The organism is Ancylobacter oerskovii, from assembly GCF_018390555.1.
Taxonomy (GTDB): domain Bacteria; phylum Pseudomonadota; class Alphaproteobacteria; order Rhizobiales; family Xanthobacteraceae; genus Ancylobacter; species Ancylobacter oerskovii.
In genome coordinates, this window is sequence record NZ_JAHBGB010000037.1 from 68171 (window position 1) to 83028 (window position 14858).

The window sequence follows — 14858 nt, forward strand, 5'->3', positions numbered from 1 at the left end:
ACGCCTCGGAAAACGGACGATAGGCTCGGCCGGGCCGGATCCGAGGCGGTGTGCGGGCCGCCTCGAATCAGTCTCAGAGCGTGAGTTCGCGGCGCAGCGTCTCCAGTCGCTCCATCGCGATCACGCCGTCGGCGATGGTCGGCGCGGGCGTCTCGGCCCCGGCCAGCGCGGGAACCACGTCGGCGAGCAATGAATGGTACCCCTTCGGGTCCTCGTTCGCCGCGGCCGTGAAGTTCGGCTTCCAGGTCAGCGAATCCACGTCGTCGGCAAGGGTGGCGGCGGGATCGGCGATCTTGAAGGGCGGGTTGCGGTGCCAGCGGATTTCGATGACGTCCTCGACCTCGATGCGCTGATGGTCGCCCATCAGCTCGATCCGCTCTACCGGCGTGCCGCGCGACTGGATGGTGCCCATGGCGATGTTGCCGATGGCGCCGCATTCGAATTCGAAGCCGACATGGAACAGCACCCGGCCCGGGGTCTTCTCCACCTTGCGCGCCGAGATGGTCTTCACCGGCGAGACCAGGAACGACACCAGGTCCATGTAGTGCACGCAGTGGTGCAGGAAGAAGCCGGTGTAATCGACATTGCCGACGAAATAGCCGGGTGCCGTCATATAGTAGCCGGTGAGGCCGAGCACGTCGCCGAAACGGCCGGAGCGCACGATATTGGCGGCCATCTTGTTGCCGACCGAGTAGCGCTTCATGAAGCCGACCAGCAGCGGCTTCTTCGCCTTCTCCGAAGCGGCGAGCAACTCGCGCGCACCGGCGGCGGTGCCTGACGGCGGCTTCTCCATGAATACGCCGAGCCCGCGCTCCAGCGCCTTCTTGCCGAAGGCGAGGTGCTGGTCAGGGCCGACCGCCATGCCGACGGCATCGAGGCCGGGGGTGGCGAGCAGCGTCTCCACATCGCTGGTGAGGTTCGAGACGCCGAACTGCCGCCCGGCATCGGCGAGGCGAGCCCCGTCGATGTCGCACAATGCGGTGAGCTTCACGTCGTGGCGGACGAGTTGCGGCAGCAGCATCTGGGTTGCGTGGACGCCGCAGCCGATCCAACCGATATTGAGGGTCATCGACGGTATTCCGTAAGGGTGATGTGGGACTTCATGAAGGCGACGCTGGCCGAGAGGCGGTCGCTCTCGTCCTCATGCGGCGCCCGCCACTGGGCGAAGGGCACGCCGAAGCGGTCGTCGCGGCGGCGGAACGGCTCCAGCGAGATCGGGCCGGCATAGCCGATCTCGTGCAGCGCGCGGCACACCGCTACCCAGTCGGTGGCGCCGGTGCCGGGGAAGCCGCGATGGTTCTCGTTGGCCTGGAAATGCACGACGCGGCCGGCGGCGAGGCGGATCGCCTCCGGGATAGAGCTCTCCTCCATGTGCATGTGGAAGGTGTCGAGCATCAGCTGGATGGCGGGATGATCGACGGCGTCCAGCAGTTCGATCGCCTGCTGGGTGGTGCACAGCACGTCGCTCTCGAAGCGGTTCAGCGGCTCGACAGCGAGCAGGATGCCGTGCTTGGCCGCATAGTCGCCGGCCTCGCGCAGGCCATCGACGCAACGCTGCTTGCGGGCGAGACGCTCCTCTTCGGCCACCGGCTGCGGCGGCCGGCCGGCGAATACCAGCGGATTGCCGGTGAGGGGGCCGCCGACGATCTTCGCTCCGAGTGCCACCGCCTGATCGACCGTGTACTTCAGATAGTCGATGCCAGCGCGATGGGCGTCCGCTTCGGCAGAGGAAAGGTTGCGCTGGAGATTGACGCGGGCGGCCAGCACCACATCGAGCCCGGCTTCGTCCAGTGCCTTGCGCGCGGCTTTGGCGTCGATCTCGCCGACTTCCGGCACCAGAAGCTCGACGAAATCATAGCCGTGCCCGCGCATACGCGCGAAGAGCGGGAAATGCTCGGCCGTGAAGGGCCGGGCATATTGCATGGAGATCAACCCTATCGGGTTCATGGACACGTCCTCGGTGGAGGCCCGCGCCGCGTGATTGCGGCGGCGGGCATGTTGGTTCAGCCCTTCACGGCGCCTTGGGTGAGGCCACCGATGAGGCGACGCTGGACGAACAGGAAGAGCAAGGTGGCGGGGAGGGCGCCGACCACCGCGCCGGCGGCGAGCAGGCCCCATTCGATCTGGTATTCGCCGACCAGCGTCTGGATCGCGACCGTGACGGGGCGCACGTTCCGCCCACCCAGCGTCAGCGCGTAGAGATATTCGTTCCAGGCGGTGATGAAGATGTAGATGCCGGTGGAGATGATGCCCGGCACCATGAGCGGCAGCACGATCCGCCGCAGCGTGGTGAGCCGCGAGCAGCCATCGGTCATCGCCGCTTCGTCGAGGCTCTTGGGGATGGCCCCGACATAGCTGGTGAGCATCCACACCGCGAAGGGGATCGCCACGGTCGAATTGGCGAGGATCAGCGCGAAATGGGTGTCGAGCAGGCCGAAGCGGCGCATCAGCACGAAGAGCGGCAGGATGAGCAGCACCACCGGGAACATGTTGATGAGCAGGAACTGCAGCATCAGCAGCCGCCGGCCGGGGAAACGGAAGCGCGAGAAGGCATAGGCCGCCGTCACCGCCACCACGAGGCCGAGTATCATGGTGCCGGTGGCGATGATGAGGCTGTGGACCATGTTCATCAGGAACGAGGTCTGCTGGATCAGCCGCCAGTAATTGTCGAGGCTCCAGCCGGCCGGCGACAGCGAGACGCCGCTGGAGGTGATCTGCGCCGAAGGGGTCAGCGAGGTCAGGATCATCCAGGCGAAGGGCGCCATGGTGAACAGCACGATCAGCGCTACCGGCAGGTCGGTGGTCAGGATGCGGCGCAGCGTCGAGGGCTTGTTCATTTCTCCACCTCGCGCATGGTGCGGACGAGATACACGGCGACGAAGCTGCCGAGCAGGATGGTGAAGGTCACGGCGATGGCGGTGCCGTAGCCGAAGTCGAGGTTCTGCCGCGCCTTGATGAAGGCGTAGAGCGGCAGGGTATGGGTGGCGTAGCCGGGCCCGCCGCCGGTCATCACGAAGATGACGTCCATCGAGTTCGCCACCCAGATCACCCGGAGCAGGCCGGCGGTGGCGAGCACCGGCATGATGCCGGGCAGGGTGATGTGCCGGAACTGCCGCCAGGGCGAGGCGCCGTCGAGTGCTGCGGCTTCATACTGGCTTTTCGGAATGCCCTGCAGGCCGGCGAGGATCATCACCGCGAAGAAGGGAAAACCCTGCCAGGTGAGCGTGGCGATCACCGCGTAGAGCGCGAGATGCGGATCGGCCAGCCACGGCACGGCGCCCTGCACCACCGAGAGATAGATCAGCAGGTCGTTGAGCACGCCGGTATTGGGATCGTAGATCCAGCGCCACATCAGCGCGATCACCACGCTGGGCAGCGCCCAGGGAATGATGATCAGCGCGCGGGCGAGGCCGCGCCAGGGGAATTCGCGGTTGAGCAGGATGGCGGTGACGAGGCCGAGCCCCATCTGCAGCGGGACGGTGAGGCCGATCCAGATGATGGTGTTCCACAGCGCGGTCCAGAACACCGGATCGTTGAACAGCTTGATGTAGTTGCCGAAACCCACGAAACGGCTGGCGTTCGGCCGGAACAGGATCAGGTCGTAGAAGCTGGTGACGACGGCCTGTGCCATCGGCAGGAAGACGATGACGGCAGTCACCACCACGGCCGGCGCCAGCAGCCAATAGGGGGTGAGATGCGCCCGGCGCCAGAAGGGGCCGGGGCTTTCGGCGGCGCGTGTGGGGGTGACGATCGACATGCTGCATTCCGTGGCTGTCGCGCAGGGGGAGGGGTTCCGGCCGCGGCCGGAACCCGATGGCGTCGCGGGCGGCCGGCGCGAGGCCGGCCGAGGCGGTCACTGCGCGACGAGCGCGTTCAGTTCGTCCATCATCTGCTGAGAGGTGATCTGACCGGTCAGCGCCCGCTGCATCGCGGTCTGCCAGGCGGTGTTCACGAACTCCGAGGTGGCGGCGTTCTGCGGCAGCACATGGGCGAAGGGCAGGGATTCGACGGTGGCGTCGACGAAGCGGCGCTCGTGCAGTTTCCAGTCCTTGGCGCCGCTCTTGGTGACGGTCATCTGGCCGGTGGCGCTGTTGAAGGCGACGTTGTTCTGCCCTTCCGCGAGGAAGGAGATCCACTTCCACGCCGCGTCCTTGTTCGGGGACGAGGAGAAAATCGCAAGGGATTCATCGCCATAGGAGGTCCAGCGACCATCGCCGCACTTCGGCACCGGCACTGCCGACACCTTGTCGCCGAGCGCCGCCACCAGGTCCTTGGACGAGCCGATGTGGTGTATGGTCATTGCAGTCTTGCCGGCCTTGAAGGCGCCGATGATCTCCTGGAAGCCGTCATTGGGCGCCGAGGGCGGGATCACCTTGTCCTTGCGGAACAGGTCGATCACCCACTGGTTGGCGGCGACTGCCTGCGGGTTGGTGAGCCCGCCCGGCTTCAGCGCGCCGCCCTGGGAGAAGACGAAGGCGCCCCACTGGTCCCAGCCGCCCTTGCCGCCGCGCAGGCCGAAGCCATAGGTCTCCGGCGCCTTGGTCAGCTTGATCGCCGCGTCGCGGAACTCCTCGCAGGTCGTCGGCGGCTTGAGGCCGGCGGCGGCGAAGAGGTCGGGGCGGTAATAGAGATAGAGCACGACGTACTGGATCGGCAGGTAATACTGCTTGCCGTCCGGCCCCTTGTTGAGCTCGAGCAGGTTGTCGAGCAGGTCCGCCTTGCCGGACCAGGCGTCGATGCGCTCGCCGAGCGGCTCCAGCGCGCCCATCTCCACGAGGCGCGGCTGCGCGAACAGCTTCACCATCGCCGCATCCGGCGCGTTGCCGCCGATGAGCGAGGTGTAGAGATTGTCGTAATAGCTGTTCCAGGGGACGTTTTCGGCCTCGATCTTGATCCCGGGATTGGCCTTCTCGAACTTCGCCACCAGCTCCGACATCGGGTTGGCCGGATTGTCGAAGTGGTACCAGAAGCGGACCGTCTCAGCGTGTGCCGAGCCGGCCGCCATCGAGGCGGCGAAGGTGGCGGCGACGGCGAGGCCGGCCGCAAATTTCCTGAAAAGTCCCATGACGCGCTTCCTCCATTGGTTCAGGCTTTTGTTTGGCTCTTGATGGTTCTTGCGACCGCACCCGCCGTCTTCAGCGCGTCGCGCGCCGCGGCGAGTTCGTTCGTGTTCTGCAGAAATCCGTGGGTGACGCCCGGCACCACGTCGAAGCAGTCAGCACGGCCCAGCGCCTTCAGCCGGCCCGCCAGCGTCACCGTGTCGGAGAACAGCGGGTCGACGCCCGCCGCCATCAGATAGAGCGGCGGCAGCGCGGCCAGCGCGGCGTCGGAGGCGGCGAGCGGGCAGGCGAGGGGATCGCCCACGAGCTCGCGCCCCGCGACATACCAGGCCCAGTAGCGGCCCATGCGCGCGGTGGTGAGCCCCGGCCCGTTCTCGAAGCGCCGATAGGACGGGCCGGTGAGATCGGTGGTGTAATTGCCGTAGAACAGCAGGGCGCCATCCGGCAGCCACCGGCCGAGCGCCTGCTCGTGCAGCATGGCGGCAAGGGCGAGGTTCGCGCCGGCGGAATCGCCGGAGACCAGGACCGGGCCTTCCAGCCCCTCCACCATGCCGGCGAGCACCGCCCGCAGTGCCGCCACGGTGTCGAGGAGGCCAGCGGGATAAGGGTCTTCCGGCGCGAGGCGATAATCGGGCAGCGCGACGCGCATGCGGGCCTCGTTCGCCAGCACCCGCGCGCAGCGCTCATGCGTCTCCGGCGAGCAGAAGGCGAAGCCGCCGCCATGCACGAACAGGATGGTGCCGCTCTCGGCCGCGTGGGGAGTGAGGATGCGCAGGCGGACATCGGCGGAGCCGAGCGCCGCGTCGGCCGGGATGGTCACTTGCCGATCATCCGCCATGTCCGGCAAATCGACGTTCCAGCGCCGGTTGTTCTGCGCGGCGAGGGCGCGGCCCTCGGCGGGCGGCAGCAGCGTCGCATCGGGCTGCGGCCCGGTCTCGGCGGCGACCTTTTCGAGCAGCGCCCGCATATCGGCGGAGAGGATGCCGGGATCGACGGTCATTGCGGCGTCTCCGGGAAGACGTCGGGCCCGAAATCCACGATGGTCGCGATGTGGCGGCGCATGGCGGCGGAGGCGCGGGCGATGTCGCCGCTGGCAATGGCGTCGATCAGGCTGCGATGGCGCTGGGCCGTCGCCTGCAGGTCGCGCACGCCGCGGCTGCGGGAAATCTTGAAGCGATGATTGTGCACGAGGCAGCGGTGCAGGATCGGATCGAGCGCCGGCAGCCGGGCGTCCTGAAGGATGCGGCGGTGGAAGTCGCGGTCGATGGAGGCCAGCAGCAGCTCGTCATCGGCATCGGCCGCCTGCTGCATCTGCGCCATCATGGCGTTGAGATCGTCGATCAGCGACGCGCTCGGCGCGCGCATGACGCGCGGCAGGCCGGCGCATTCGATGTGGTCGCGCAGCCGGAACATCTCGACCGCCTCGTCCTCGGTGCAATCCGAGACCTGGGTGCCGCGATGCCCCTGGCGACGCACCAACCCCTCCTCCTGCAATTGCAGGAGAGCCTCGCGCACCGTTCCCTGGCTGCACTGGAAGTGCGCGGCGAGTTCCAGCTCGGTCAGGCCGGTGCCGGCCGGCAGCGTGCCGAGCATGATGTCGCGCTTCAGCGCGTTGAAGGCGGTGCTCGCCTTGGGCGGCTTGCCGGTGGTTCGGCTCGGGGTCTTGGCGGAAAAATACACCATCGGCGTGCCGGTTCCGTGTTGCCTCATTGGCAGATTATCATTATCGATAATGATAACGATAATTCAGTCAAGCCCGAAACGGCAAGTCGAGGAGGAAAACGATGTCGGCGATAGCCCTGAAGGGTGTGCGCAAGTCCTATGGCGACGTGCAGGTGATCCGCAGCATCGACATCGAGATCGAGAGCGGCGAGTTCCTGGTGCTGGTGGGGCCGTCCGGCTGCGGCAAGTCCACCCTGCTGCGCATGATCGCCGGGCTGGAAGAGATCACCGGCGGCGATCTCGTGATCGCCGGCACGCGGGTGAACGCGCTGCCGCCGGCCCAGCGGGACATCGCCATGGTGTTTCAGGACTATGCGCTCTATCCGCACATGAGCGTGGAGGACAACATGTCCTTCGGCCTCAAGATGCGCGGCGCCAACGCGAACGAGGTCGGACGTCGCGTCGAGCAGGCGGCCGACATACTGAAGCTGAAGGACTATCTCACGCGGCGTCCGTCACAGCTTTCCGGCGGCCAGCGCCAGCGCGTCGCCATGGGCCGCGCCATCGTGCGCGAGCCGGCCGCCTTCCTGTTCGACGAGCCGCTCTCCAATCTAGATGCCGCCCTGCGCGTGGAGATGCGGCTGGAGATCGCCAAGCTGCACAGCCGCATGAAGGCGACCACCGTCTATGTCACCCACGACCAGGTGGAGGCGATGACGCTCGCCGACCGCATCGTGGTGATGAATGCCGGCCATGTGGAGCAGATCGGCGCGCCGCTCGAACTCTATCACCGGCCGGCGACGCTGTTCGTCGCCCGCTTCATCGGCAGCCCGACGATGAACACGCTGCCGGGCGCGGCGGCGGTCTCGGCGGGCGGCACGGCGCTGAAGGTGCTGCAGGGCACGATCCCGCTGCAGCAGGAGGCATCGATTCGCGACGGGCAGGCGATCGTGCTCGGCGTGCGGCCGGAAGACCTTTCCCTGTGCGGGGAGGGCGAGGCCTGGTTCGCCGGCGAGATCGCCGTCGCCGAGCGGCTGGGCAGCCAGACCTATGCCTATGTCGATATCGGCCACACCCGCATGCTGACCATCGAATGCCCGCGCGACGCCGAGATCCATGTCGGCGACAAGGTACATGTGCGCGGCAATCCCGCCAAGCTGCACATCTTCGACGAGGCGAGCGGCCAGCGACTCAACTGAACCGCGGATCCGGCTCGCCACACAGGCGGGTCGGGTCTTCGTTCCCCATGCGAGGAAATGGGGGCAACATTCTGGACTGAAAAAGAAAAGGGCGCCTCGCGGCGCCCTTTGTCATTTCCGCCGAAGCGGCAGGATCACTTGATCTTGCCTTCGCGGAACTCGACATGCTTCTTCGCGACCGGATCGTACTTCTTCACGACCAGCTTGTCGGTCATCGTGCGGGAATTCTTCTTCGTCACATAGAAGAAGCCGGTGTCGGCGCTCGACACGAGCTTGATCTTGATGGTCGTCGCCTTGGCCATGACCGGTCTCCTGGAAAGTGGCTCGCGACCCTTTTCTGCAGGATCGCGTCGAAATCATCGGGTTCGCGCGGCAGCGATGCCGCCGCTCGTTGGGCGTCCGTATCCTTGATCGGCGCCCGATTGTCAAGGAATGCTTGCGGCGGAGCGGTCGCGGACGAGCTGGATGGCGACCACCAGCACGTAGAAGGCCAGCATCGCCGCGAGGGTGAAGGCGAAGCCGTCCGGCCCCATGACCCCCATGCCGGCACCGACGGTAACGGGGCCGGCGATGAGGCCTATGGAATAGAGCATGACGAAGGCCGCATTGGCGGTGGCCAGGGCGGCGCCGTGGAAACGGGCGCCCAGCAGAGCGAGGCCGACCGTGTACATGCCGCAGACGATGCCGGTCATGGTGAACATCGTCGCCGCCATGGCGAAGCTGTCGATGGCGAGGAAGGGAATCAGCGCGGCACCGCCGAATCCCACCAGTGCGCAGACGAGCAGCAGCTTGCGCCGGTCCACACGGTCGCTGACGAGGCCGAGCGGGATCTGGAAGGCGACATTGCCGAGCTCGGCGATGGTGAGCAGCAACGCCGCCTCGCCGTCGCCAAGGCCGCGCCGCAGCCCGTAGAGGGGGAGGAAGTTGACGAGGCCGGTCTCCACCGCGCCGAACACGAAGGCCGCCAGCGTGGCGGCGGGGGCGAGGCGCATCAGGCTCACTATGCCGCGCGAGCCTTCCTTCTCGATCACCGGCGCCTGCGAGGCGCCGATCATCACCGGGATCGAGGCGAGGCCGAAAAAGGCGGCGCCGATGAGGTAGGGCGCCCAGCCGCTGGTGCCGACCAGCGAGAGCACCGCCGGGCCGCCGGCGAAGCCGAGCGACAGGGTGGTCGCGTAGACGCCGATGACGAGGCCGCGCCGGCCGGCCGGCGCCGCGGCGTTGATCCAGAACTCGCTGACCACGAACAGCACGCAGAGCGCGGCGCCGAACAGGAAGCGCAGCGGGAACCACAGGATGAAGGCGTCGGTCACCTTGAAGGCGAGCAGGCTGGCGGCGCCGAGCACCACCGCGCCCATCATCATCGGCCCGGCGCCGAAGCGGCGGACCAGATCCGGCAGGAACGGCGCGCACAGGATGGTGGCGATGCCGCCGACGGCGGTGTTCAGGCCGATCCAACTGCTGGAGATGCCGCGCGTATCCAGCTCGAAGGCGAGCAGCGGGATCGACAGGGCAAGGCCGAGGCCCACCACCGAGATGGCGGCGATCGCCGCCGCCAGCGAGGCGACGTTGAGGCGCGGGGCAGGCAGGGCGGCGGACGGATCGGCGGTCATGGACGCGACGGCTCACGGAAGGGACGGGCCGTCGGCTTTAGAACATGTCCGGCGAAAACTGAATGACCATGTGATCACATTTGCGGCCGGGGCGGGGGATCACTCCAGTGTCTCGCGCATCATGCGACCGTGGCGGGAGGCGTAGAGCGGCACCGGCAGCCAGGGTTTGTTGCCGGCGGCGAGGCGCGCCTCCACCTCCTCGAGGATAGCGAGGGTGATGGCCGGCACCTCCGCCTTCTTCGCCTCGGCGAAGCTCAGCCAGGCGAGCTCGACGAACTCCGAATCCGGTCCCACCACCTCGGCCGCGCGATGGGCGACGCGCGAGGTGTCGGCCATGAAAAAGCGGGTGTCGAAGCGGCGCGACAGCCGCGGCGGCGTGATGGCGCGGGCGACGAAGGAGAGCGCTTCCAGATCGGGAAACACGCCGGCCTGCGCGAAGGCCTCCCAGCCGGTGGGCATCGCCTCGGGCGGGCCCGCCTCGCGGGTGCCGATGACGAGGCCGGTTTCCTCGCAGGTCTCGCGGATGGCCGCCAGCGCCAGTGCCCGGGCGCGGGCGAGGCTCGGGCGTACCATGCGCGCCTGCAGCCGGCGTTCGGACAGCGCGTCGAGCGTGCCGTAGACCGGCACGCCGCGGTCCTGCGGATCGACGCGCCCGCCGGGGAACACCAGCCGGCCCGGCATGAACTTCAGCGCCGGGTTGCGCCGGCCCAGCAGCACGCGCGGGGTGCGGCCCGCGCGATCGACGAGGATCAGCGTGGCGGCATCGACGGGGCGGCGGTTGGGATGGAGGATGTCGGGGCGGGCGGCGGCGAAGCGGGCGGAAACGTCGGTGGCGGTCATGTCGGGCGCGCAAGTCCTGGGGGGCGGCGGCTGGGGGGCACGGGGTCGTGCTCTTCGCTGGTGGGATCGAAACCGTGCATGCGCAACGCCCACTGGTAGCCGACCAGCGCTCCCTTCACCGGCGGCAGCAGGACAAGGCTGAGAATGAGCGTGAGCGGCAGCCATACCGCCATGTGTACCCATTGCGAGGGGTGCCAGGCGATCTCGACCGCCAGCACCGCCGGCACGATGATATGGCCGACGATGGTGATGACCATGTAGGGTGGGGCGTCGTCGGCACGGTGGTGCCAAAGCTCCTCGCCGCAGGCGGCGCAGTGCTCGTTGACCTTCAGATAGCCGCTGAACAGCGGGCCTTCCCCGCATTTCGGGCAGCGCAGGCGGAAGCCGTTCTTCATCGCCGGGCCGACCGGCCGGTGAGGCTGAAGGTTCATGCGATCGACGCTCCTCGACTAGCGGCGCTTGCCGCCCTTGGGCGGGCCGCGCCGCGCCCGGCCGGCCTCGCGCCGGATGCCGCGCGGTCCCTTGCGCGGCGGCGCGCCCTTGCCGGCCTTTACATAGTCGCCCTCGCTCAGAAGCTCAAACCGCAGGGCGCCGGCGACCGGTGCCGCCTCGACCAGCTTCACCTCCACCCGGTCGCCGAGGCGGTGCATCTCGCCGGTGCGCTCGCCGATCAAGGCGTGGCGGCTCTCGTCGTACCAGTAATAATCCTGGCCGAGCGTTGCCGCCGGGATGAAACCGTCGGCGCCGGTATCGTCGAGCGCGACGAAAAGCCCCGCCTTGGTGACGCCGGCGATGCGCCCCTTGAAGGTGGCGCCGATCTGCTCGGCCATGTGATGGGCGATCAGCCGGTCGATGGTCTCGCGCTCGGCGGTCATGGCGCGGCGCTCGCTGGCCGAGATGCGGGCGGCGATCTCGGCCAGCTGTTCCGGCGTCACGCTTTCCGGCAGCCCGTCCGCCCCGAGGCCGAGGGCGCGGATCAGCGCCCGGTGGACGATGAGGTCGGCATAGCGGCGGATCGGCGAGGTGAAATGCGCGTAACGGCGCAGGTGCAGGCCGAAATGGCCGTAATTCTCGTTGGCATATTCCGCCTGCGCCTGGCTGCGCAGGATCACCTGGTTGACCAGCGGCGCCAGCTCGGTGCCATCCACGCGGGCGAGGATGTCGTTGAAATGCGCCGGGCGTACCGTCTCGGTCTTGGGCAACGCGATGTCGAGTGTCTTCAGGAACTCGCGCAGCGCCGACACCTTCTCCAGCGAGGGCTGGTCGTGCACCCGGTAGACGAGGGGGATGCGCTTCTCCTCCAGCGTCTCGGCGGCGGCGACGTTGGCGAGGATCATGAATTCCTCGATCAGCCGGTGCGCGTCGAGCCGTTCCGGCACCACCACCTTGTCGACGGTGCCGTCGGGCTTCAGCAGGATCTTGCGCTCGGGCAGGTCGAGCTCGAGCGGATTGCGGGCGTCGCGCGCCTTCTTCACCAGCGCATAGGCGGCATAGAGCGGCTTGAGGATGGGCTCGACGATCGGATCGGTGAGGTTGTCGGTGCGGCCCTCGATCGCCGCCTGCGCCTGCGCATAGGCGAGCTTGGCTGCCGAGCGCATCATCACCCGATGGAAGCTGTGGGTCTTCTTGCGGCCATTGGCGGCGATGACCAGCCGCACCGCTATGGCCGGCCGGTCTTCCAGCGGCCGCAGCGAGCACAAATCGTTGGAGATGCGCTCGGGCAGCATCGGCACCACGCGGTCGGGGAAATACACCGAATTGCCGCGCGCCAGCGCTTCCTTGTCGAGCCCGCTGCCGGGATGGACGTAATGCGCGACGTCGGCGATGGCGACGGTGACGATGTAGCCGCCTTCATTGGCCGGGTCCTCGTCCGGCGCGGCGTGGACGGCGTCGTCATGGTCCTTGGCGTCGGGCGGGTCGATGGTGACGAGCGGCAGCTCGCGCCAATCCTCGCGGCCGCGCAGGGTCGCCGGGCGCGCCTTTTCCGCCTCGGCCAGCGCCTCGCGGCGGAACACGTTGGGAATGCCATGCGCGTGGATGGCGATGAGGCTGATCGCCTTCTCGGTCGAGATCGAGCCGAGCCGCTCCCTCACCTTGGCGGTCGGCAGGCCATAGGCGTGGTGGCGGGTGATGTCCACCGCGACGAGATCGCCGTCCTCCGCCTCGCCCTCGGCGCCGGGCGGTACCGCGAGCTCGCGGCCCATGTTGCGCTTGTCGACCGGGATGATGCGCCCGCCGGCGTCCGGCCGGCTCTTGTCGGCGCGGTAGATGCCGAGCACCTGCGCGCGGGCCTTCTCGATGAGCTTCAGCACCCGGCCGGTGTGGCGGATGCGCCCGTCCGCCTCGGGGATCTCCTCGGTCTTGAGCAGCACCCGGTCGCCGATGGCGGGAGCCGGGCCGGCGAGGCGGCCGCGCCGGGCGAGCTTCACGAGGATGCGCGGGGCCTCGCCATGCTCCTCCGCATCCCAGTCGATCGGTTCGGCGATGAGCTCGCCGTCCTCGTCGCGCTCCACCACCTCGGCCATCACCACCGCGGGCAGGGCGCCGGCCAGATGCAGCTTGTTGCGCTTGCGGCCGACGAGCCCCTCATCGGCGAGCTCGCGCAGCATCGCCTTCAGCGCGATGCGATCGCTGCCGTCCAGCCCGAAGGCACGGGAAATCTCCCGCTTGCCGACCTCGCCGCCATGGGAGGCGATGAAGGCGGTGAGGTCCTCCTTGCTCGGCAGGCCCCGCGGCAGGCGGGGGGCGGCAGGCTTGCGGACTTTCGGCTTGATGGGCTTGCGCACGATTCTCGCATTCCTCGAACAGGTGCGCCGACGCTAAACGTTACGCACCGCCGCGTCGACCTTTGCGCAGGATGCGCTATTTATCGCTCGACCGCTTTTTCCGCTTCGTGATCGCGCCGAAGGCGGCCGAACCCTTGCCAAGCGACGGCGGGGGAGCCAATTTGCGCCGCCATCACCGGGGGGCCGGGAAGGAACTTTTGAAATGGATGCCCGCTCGACCGCTTCGGAGCCGGGTCAGCTCTCCCATGCCGAAATAAGGAGTATCCTGATCGGCGTGATGCTGGCCATGTTCCTCAGCGCGTTGGAACAGACCATCGTCGCCTCGGCCCTGCCGACCATCGGCCTTGCCTTTGGCGACATGGAAAACGTGCCCTGGATCGTCACCTCCTATCTGCTGACCGGCACCGCGGTGACCCCGCTGGTGGGCAAGCTGGCCGACATTCACGGGCCGCGGCCGATCCTGCTCGGCAGCATCGGCCTCTTCGTCGGCGGCTCGATCCTGTGCGCGCTGGCGCCGAGCATGCTCTGGCTGGTGCTCGGCCGCGCGGCCCAGGGCTTCGGTGGCGGCGGGCTGATCGCGCTCGCCCAGACCATCATCGGCCTGATCGTGGCGCCCAAGGAGCGCGGCCGCTACCAGGCCTTCTTCGCCGTCGTGTTCATCACCTCCAGCGTCGCCGGCCCGGTGCTTGGCGGCTTCTTCGCCGAGCACCTGCACTGGTCGCTGATCTTCTGGATCAACGTGCCGCTCGGCCTTGCCGCCGCCTATATGAGCGACAGCGTGCTGCACCGGCTGCCGGCGCACCACCATCCGCACCGCCTCGACCTCATCGGCGCCCTGCTGCTCTGCGCGGCCGCGATGGCGCTGATGCTGGCGCTGAGCTGGGGCGGCCAGGTCTATGCCTGGAACTCCCGGCAGGTGCTGGGGCTGCTGGCCGGCTCGGTACTGCTGTGGTGCCTGCTCGGCCTCAGGCTCGCCACGGCGCGCGAGCCGCTGATTCCGCTCTCCATCCTGTTCAATCGCGTGGTCGGGCCGGGCGTGCTGGCGGCGGCGATGGCGATCGGCACCATGATCGGGCTGTCGGTCGAGCTGCCCTTCTATTTCGAGGGCGTGCTGGGCTTCACCGCCAGCCAGTCGGGCTCGGCGCTCATTCCGCTGCTGGCCGGCGTGGTGGTGGGGGCGACCGGCACCGGGCGGATGATGGGCCGCGTCCAGCACTACAAGCGGGTGCCGGTGGCGGGCGTGGCGAGCTCGGTTGCCGCGCTGGCGATCCTCGCCCTGTTTCCGCGCGACGTGAGCTTCGCCGGCCTCGCCATGCTGATGGCCGTCACCGGGATCGGGCTCGGCACGGTGCTGCCGGTGGTGACGGTCAGCGTGCAGAACGCCGTGCCGCTGCCGCAGATCGGCACCGCCACCGGGGTGCAGAACTTCTTCCGTTCGCTCGGCGGCGTGGTGCTCGCCGCGGTGTTCGGGGCGATCGTGCTCGGCGCCTCCGGGCTGACGGGGCATCAGCTGCTGGAGGGATTCCGGCAGGGGACGGTCGATGCCGGCGCGCTGACGGACGCCTTCCGCTTCGTCTTCGCGGCGGCGGCGCTGGCGCTGGCCACCGGCCTGGTCGGCCTGATCTTCATGGAAGAGCGGCCGCTGCGCAGCCATAGCGGCCCGGCGCCGATCGAGTGACCGGCGCCGCAGGCAGTGGC

14 protein-coding genes are annotated in these 14858 nt (G+C 68.3%); 2 read left to right on the forward strand and 12 right to left on the reverse strand.

What is annotated here, in order from left to right; genetic code table 11:
- Positions 1 to 73: 73 nt before the first annotated feature.
- The 7 genes from KHC19_RS16890 to KHC19_RS16920 form a co-directional block, all read right to left on the reverse strand.
- Positions 74 to 1069, reverse strand: coding sequence for a Gfo/Idh/MocA family protein (locus KHC19_RS16890; protein ID WP_213353556.1), 996 nt, complete (start codon positions 1067 to 1069; stop codon positions 74 to 76).
- Positions 1066 to 1947 (reverse strand): sugar phosphate isomerase/epimerase family protein, encoded by an 882-nt coding sequence (locus tag KHC19_RS16895; protein ID WP_213353558.1) that lies wholly within the window; start codon positions 1945 to 1947, stop codon positions 1066 to 1068. Before KHC19_RS16895 ends, KHC19_RS16890 begins: the two co-directional genes overlap by 4 nt.
- Before the next feature lie 56 nt (positions 1948 to 2003).
- Positions 2004 to 2837, reverse strand: coding sequence for a carbohydrate ABC transporter permease (locus KHC19_RS16900; RefSeq protein WP_213353560.1), 834 nt, complete (start codon positions 2835 to 2837; stop codon positions 2004 to 2006).
- A complete protein-coding gene (locus KHC19_RS16905; RefSeq protein WP_213353562.1) occupies positions 2834 to 3757 on the reverse strand; it encodes a carbohydrate ABC transporter permease in 924 nt (307 codons plus the stop codon). The genes KHC19_RS16900 and KHC19_RS16905 overlap by 4 nt, the downstream gene beginning before the upstream one ends.
- A 96-nt stretch (positions 3758 to 3853) precedes the next feature.
- Positions 3854 to 5065 (reverse strand): ABC transporter substrate-binding protein, encoded by a 1212-nt coding sequence (locus tag KHC19_RS16910; protein ID WP_213353564.1) that lies wholly within the window; start codon positions 5063 to 5065, stop codon positions 3854 to 3856.
- Between the two features lie 20 nt (positions 5066 to 5085).
- A complete protein-coding gene (locus KHC19_RS16915) occupies positions 5086 to 6060 on the reverse strand; it encodes an alpha/beta hydrolase (protein WP_213353566.1) in 975 nt (324 codons plus the stop codon).
- Positions 6057 to 6770, reverse strand: a complete 714-nt coding sequence (locus KHC19_RS16920) for a GntR family transcriptional regulator (protein ID WP_246549051.1) — start codon at positions 6768 to 6770, stop codon at positions 6057 to 6059. The genes KHC19_RS16915 and KHC19_RS16920 overlap by 4 nt, the downstream gene beginning before the upstream one ends.
- Before the next feature lie 74 nt (positions 6771 to 6844).
- Between KHC19_RS16920 and KHC19_RS16925 the strand changes: the two genes are divergently transcribed.
- Positions 6845 to 7921 carry an ABC transporter ATP-binding protein gene (locus tag KHC19_RS16925; RefSeq protein ID WP_213353568.1) on the forward strand — a complete coding sequence of 359 codons (1077 nt, stop codon included), beginning with the start codon at positions 6845 to 6847 and terminating at the stop codon, positions 7919 to 7921.
- Positions 7922 to 8055: 134 nt separating this feature from the next.
- Here KHC19_RS16925 and rpmG read toward each other — a convergent pair whose 3' ends face one another.
- The 5 genes from rpmG to rnr form a co-directional block, all read right to left on the reverse strand.
- Entirely contained in the window at positions 8056 to 8223 is a 168-nt protein-coding gene (gene rpmG / locus KHC19_RS16930; protein ID WP_013166321.1) for a 50S ribosomal protein L33, read from the reverse strand.
- Between the two features lie 123 nt (positions 8224 to 8346).
- Positions 8347 to 9534, reverse strand: a complete 1188-nt coding sequence (locus tag KHC19_RS16935; RefSeq protein WP_213353570.1) for an MFS transporter — start codon at positions 9532 to 9534, stop codon at positions 8347 to 8349.
- 99 nt (positions 9535 to 9633) lie between these two features.
- On the reverse strand, positions 9634 to 10374 hold the full coding sequence (locus KHC19_RS16940) for an NUDIX hydrolase (protein ID WP_213353572.1): 741 nt from the start codon (positions 10372 to 10374) through the stop codon (positions 9634 to 9636).
- Complete coding sequence (locus tag KHC19_RS16945) at positions 10371 to 10805, reverse strand: DUF983 domain-containing protein (RefSeq protein ID WP_213353573.1); 435 nt, start codon at positions 10803 to 10805, stop codon at positions 10371 to 10373. Before KHC19_RS16945 ends, KHC19_RS16940 begins: the two co-directional genes overlap by 4 nt.
- An 18-nt stretch (positions 10806 to 10823) precedes the next feature.
- Complete coding sequence (gene rnr, locus KHC19_RS16950; protein WP_213353575.1) at positions 10824 to 13160, reverse strand: ribonuclease R; 2337 nt, start codon at positions 13158 to 13160, stop codon at positions 10824 to 10826.
- Between the two features lie 202 nt (positions 13161 to 13362).
- Here rnr and KHC19_RS16955 point away from each other — a divergent pair, with 202 nt between their 5' ends.
- Positions 13363 to 14838, forward strand: coding sequence for an MDR family MFS transporter (locus KHC19_RS16955; RefSeq protein ID WP_213353577.1), 1476 nt, complete (start codon positions 13363 to 13365; stop codon positions 14836 to 14838).
- Positions 14839 to 14858: the final 20 nt, after the last annotated feature.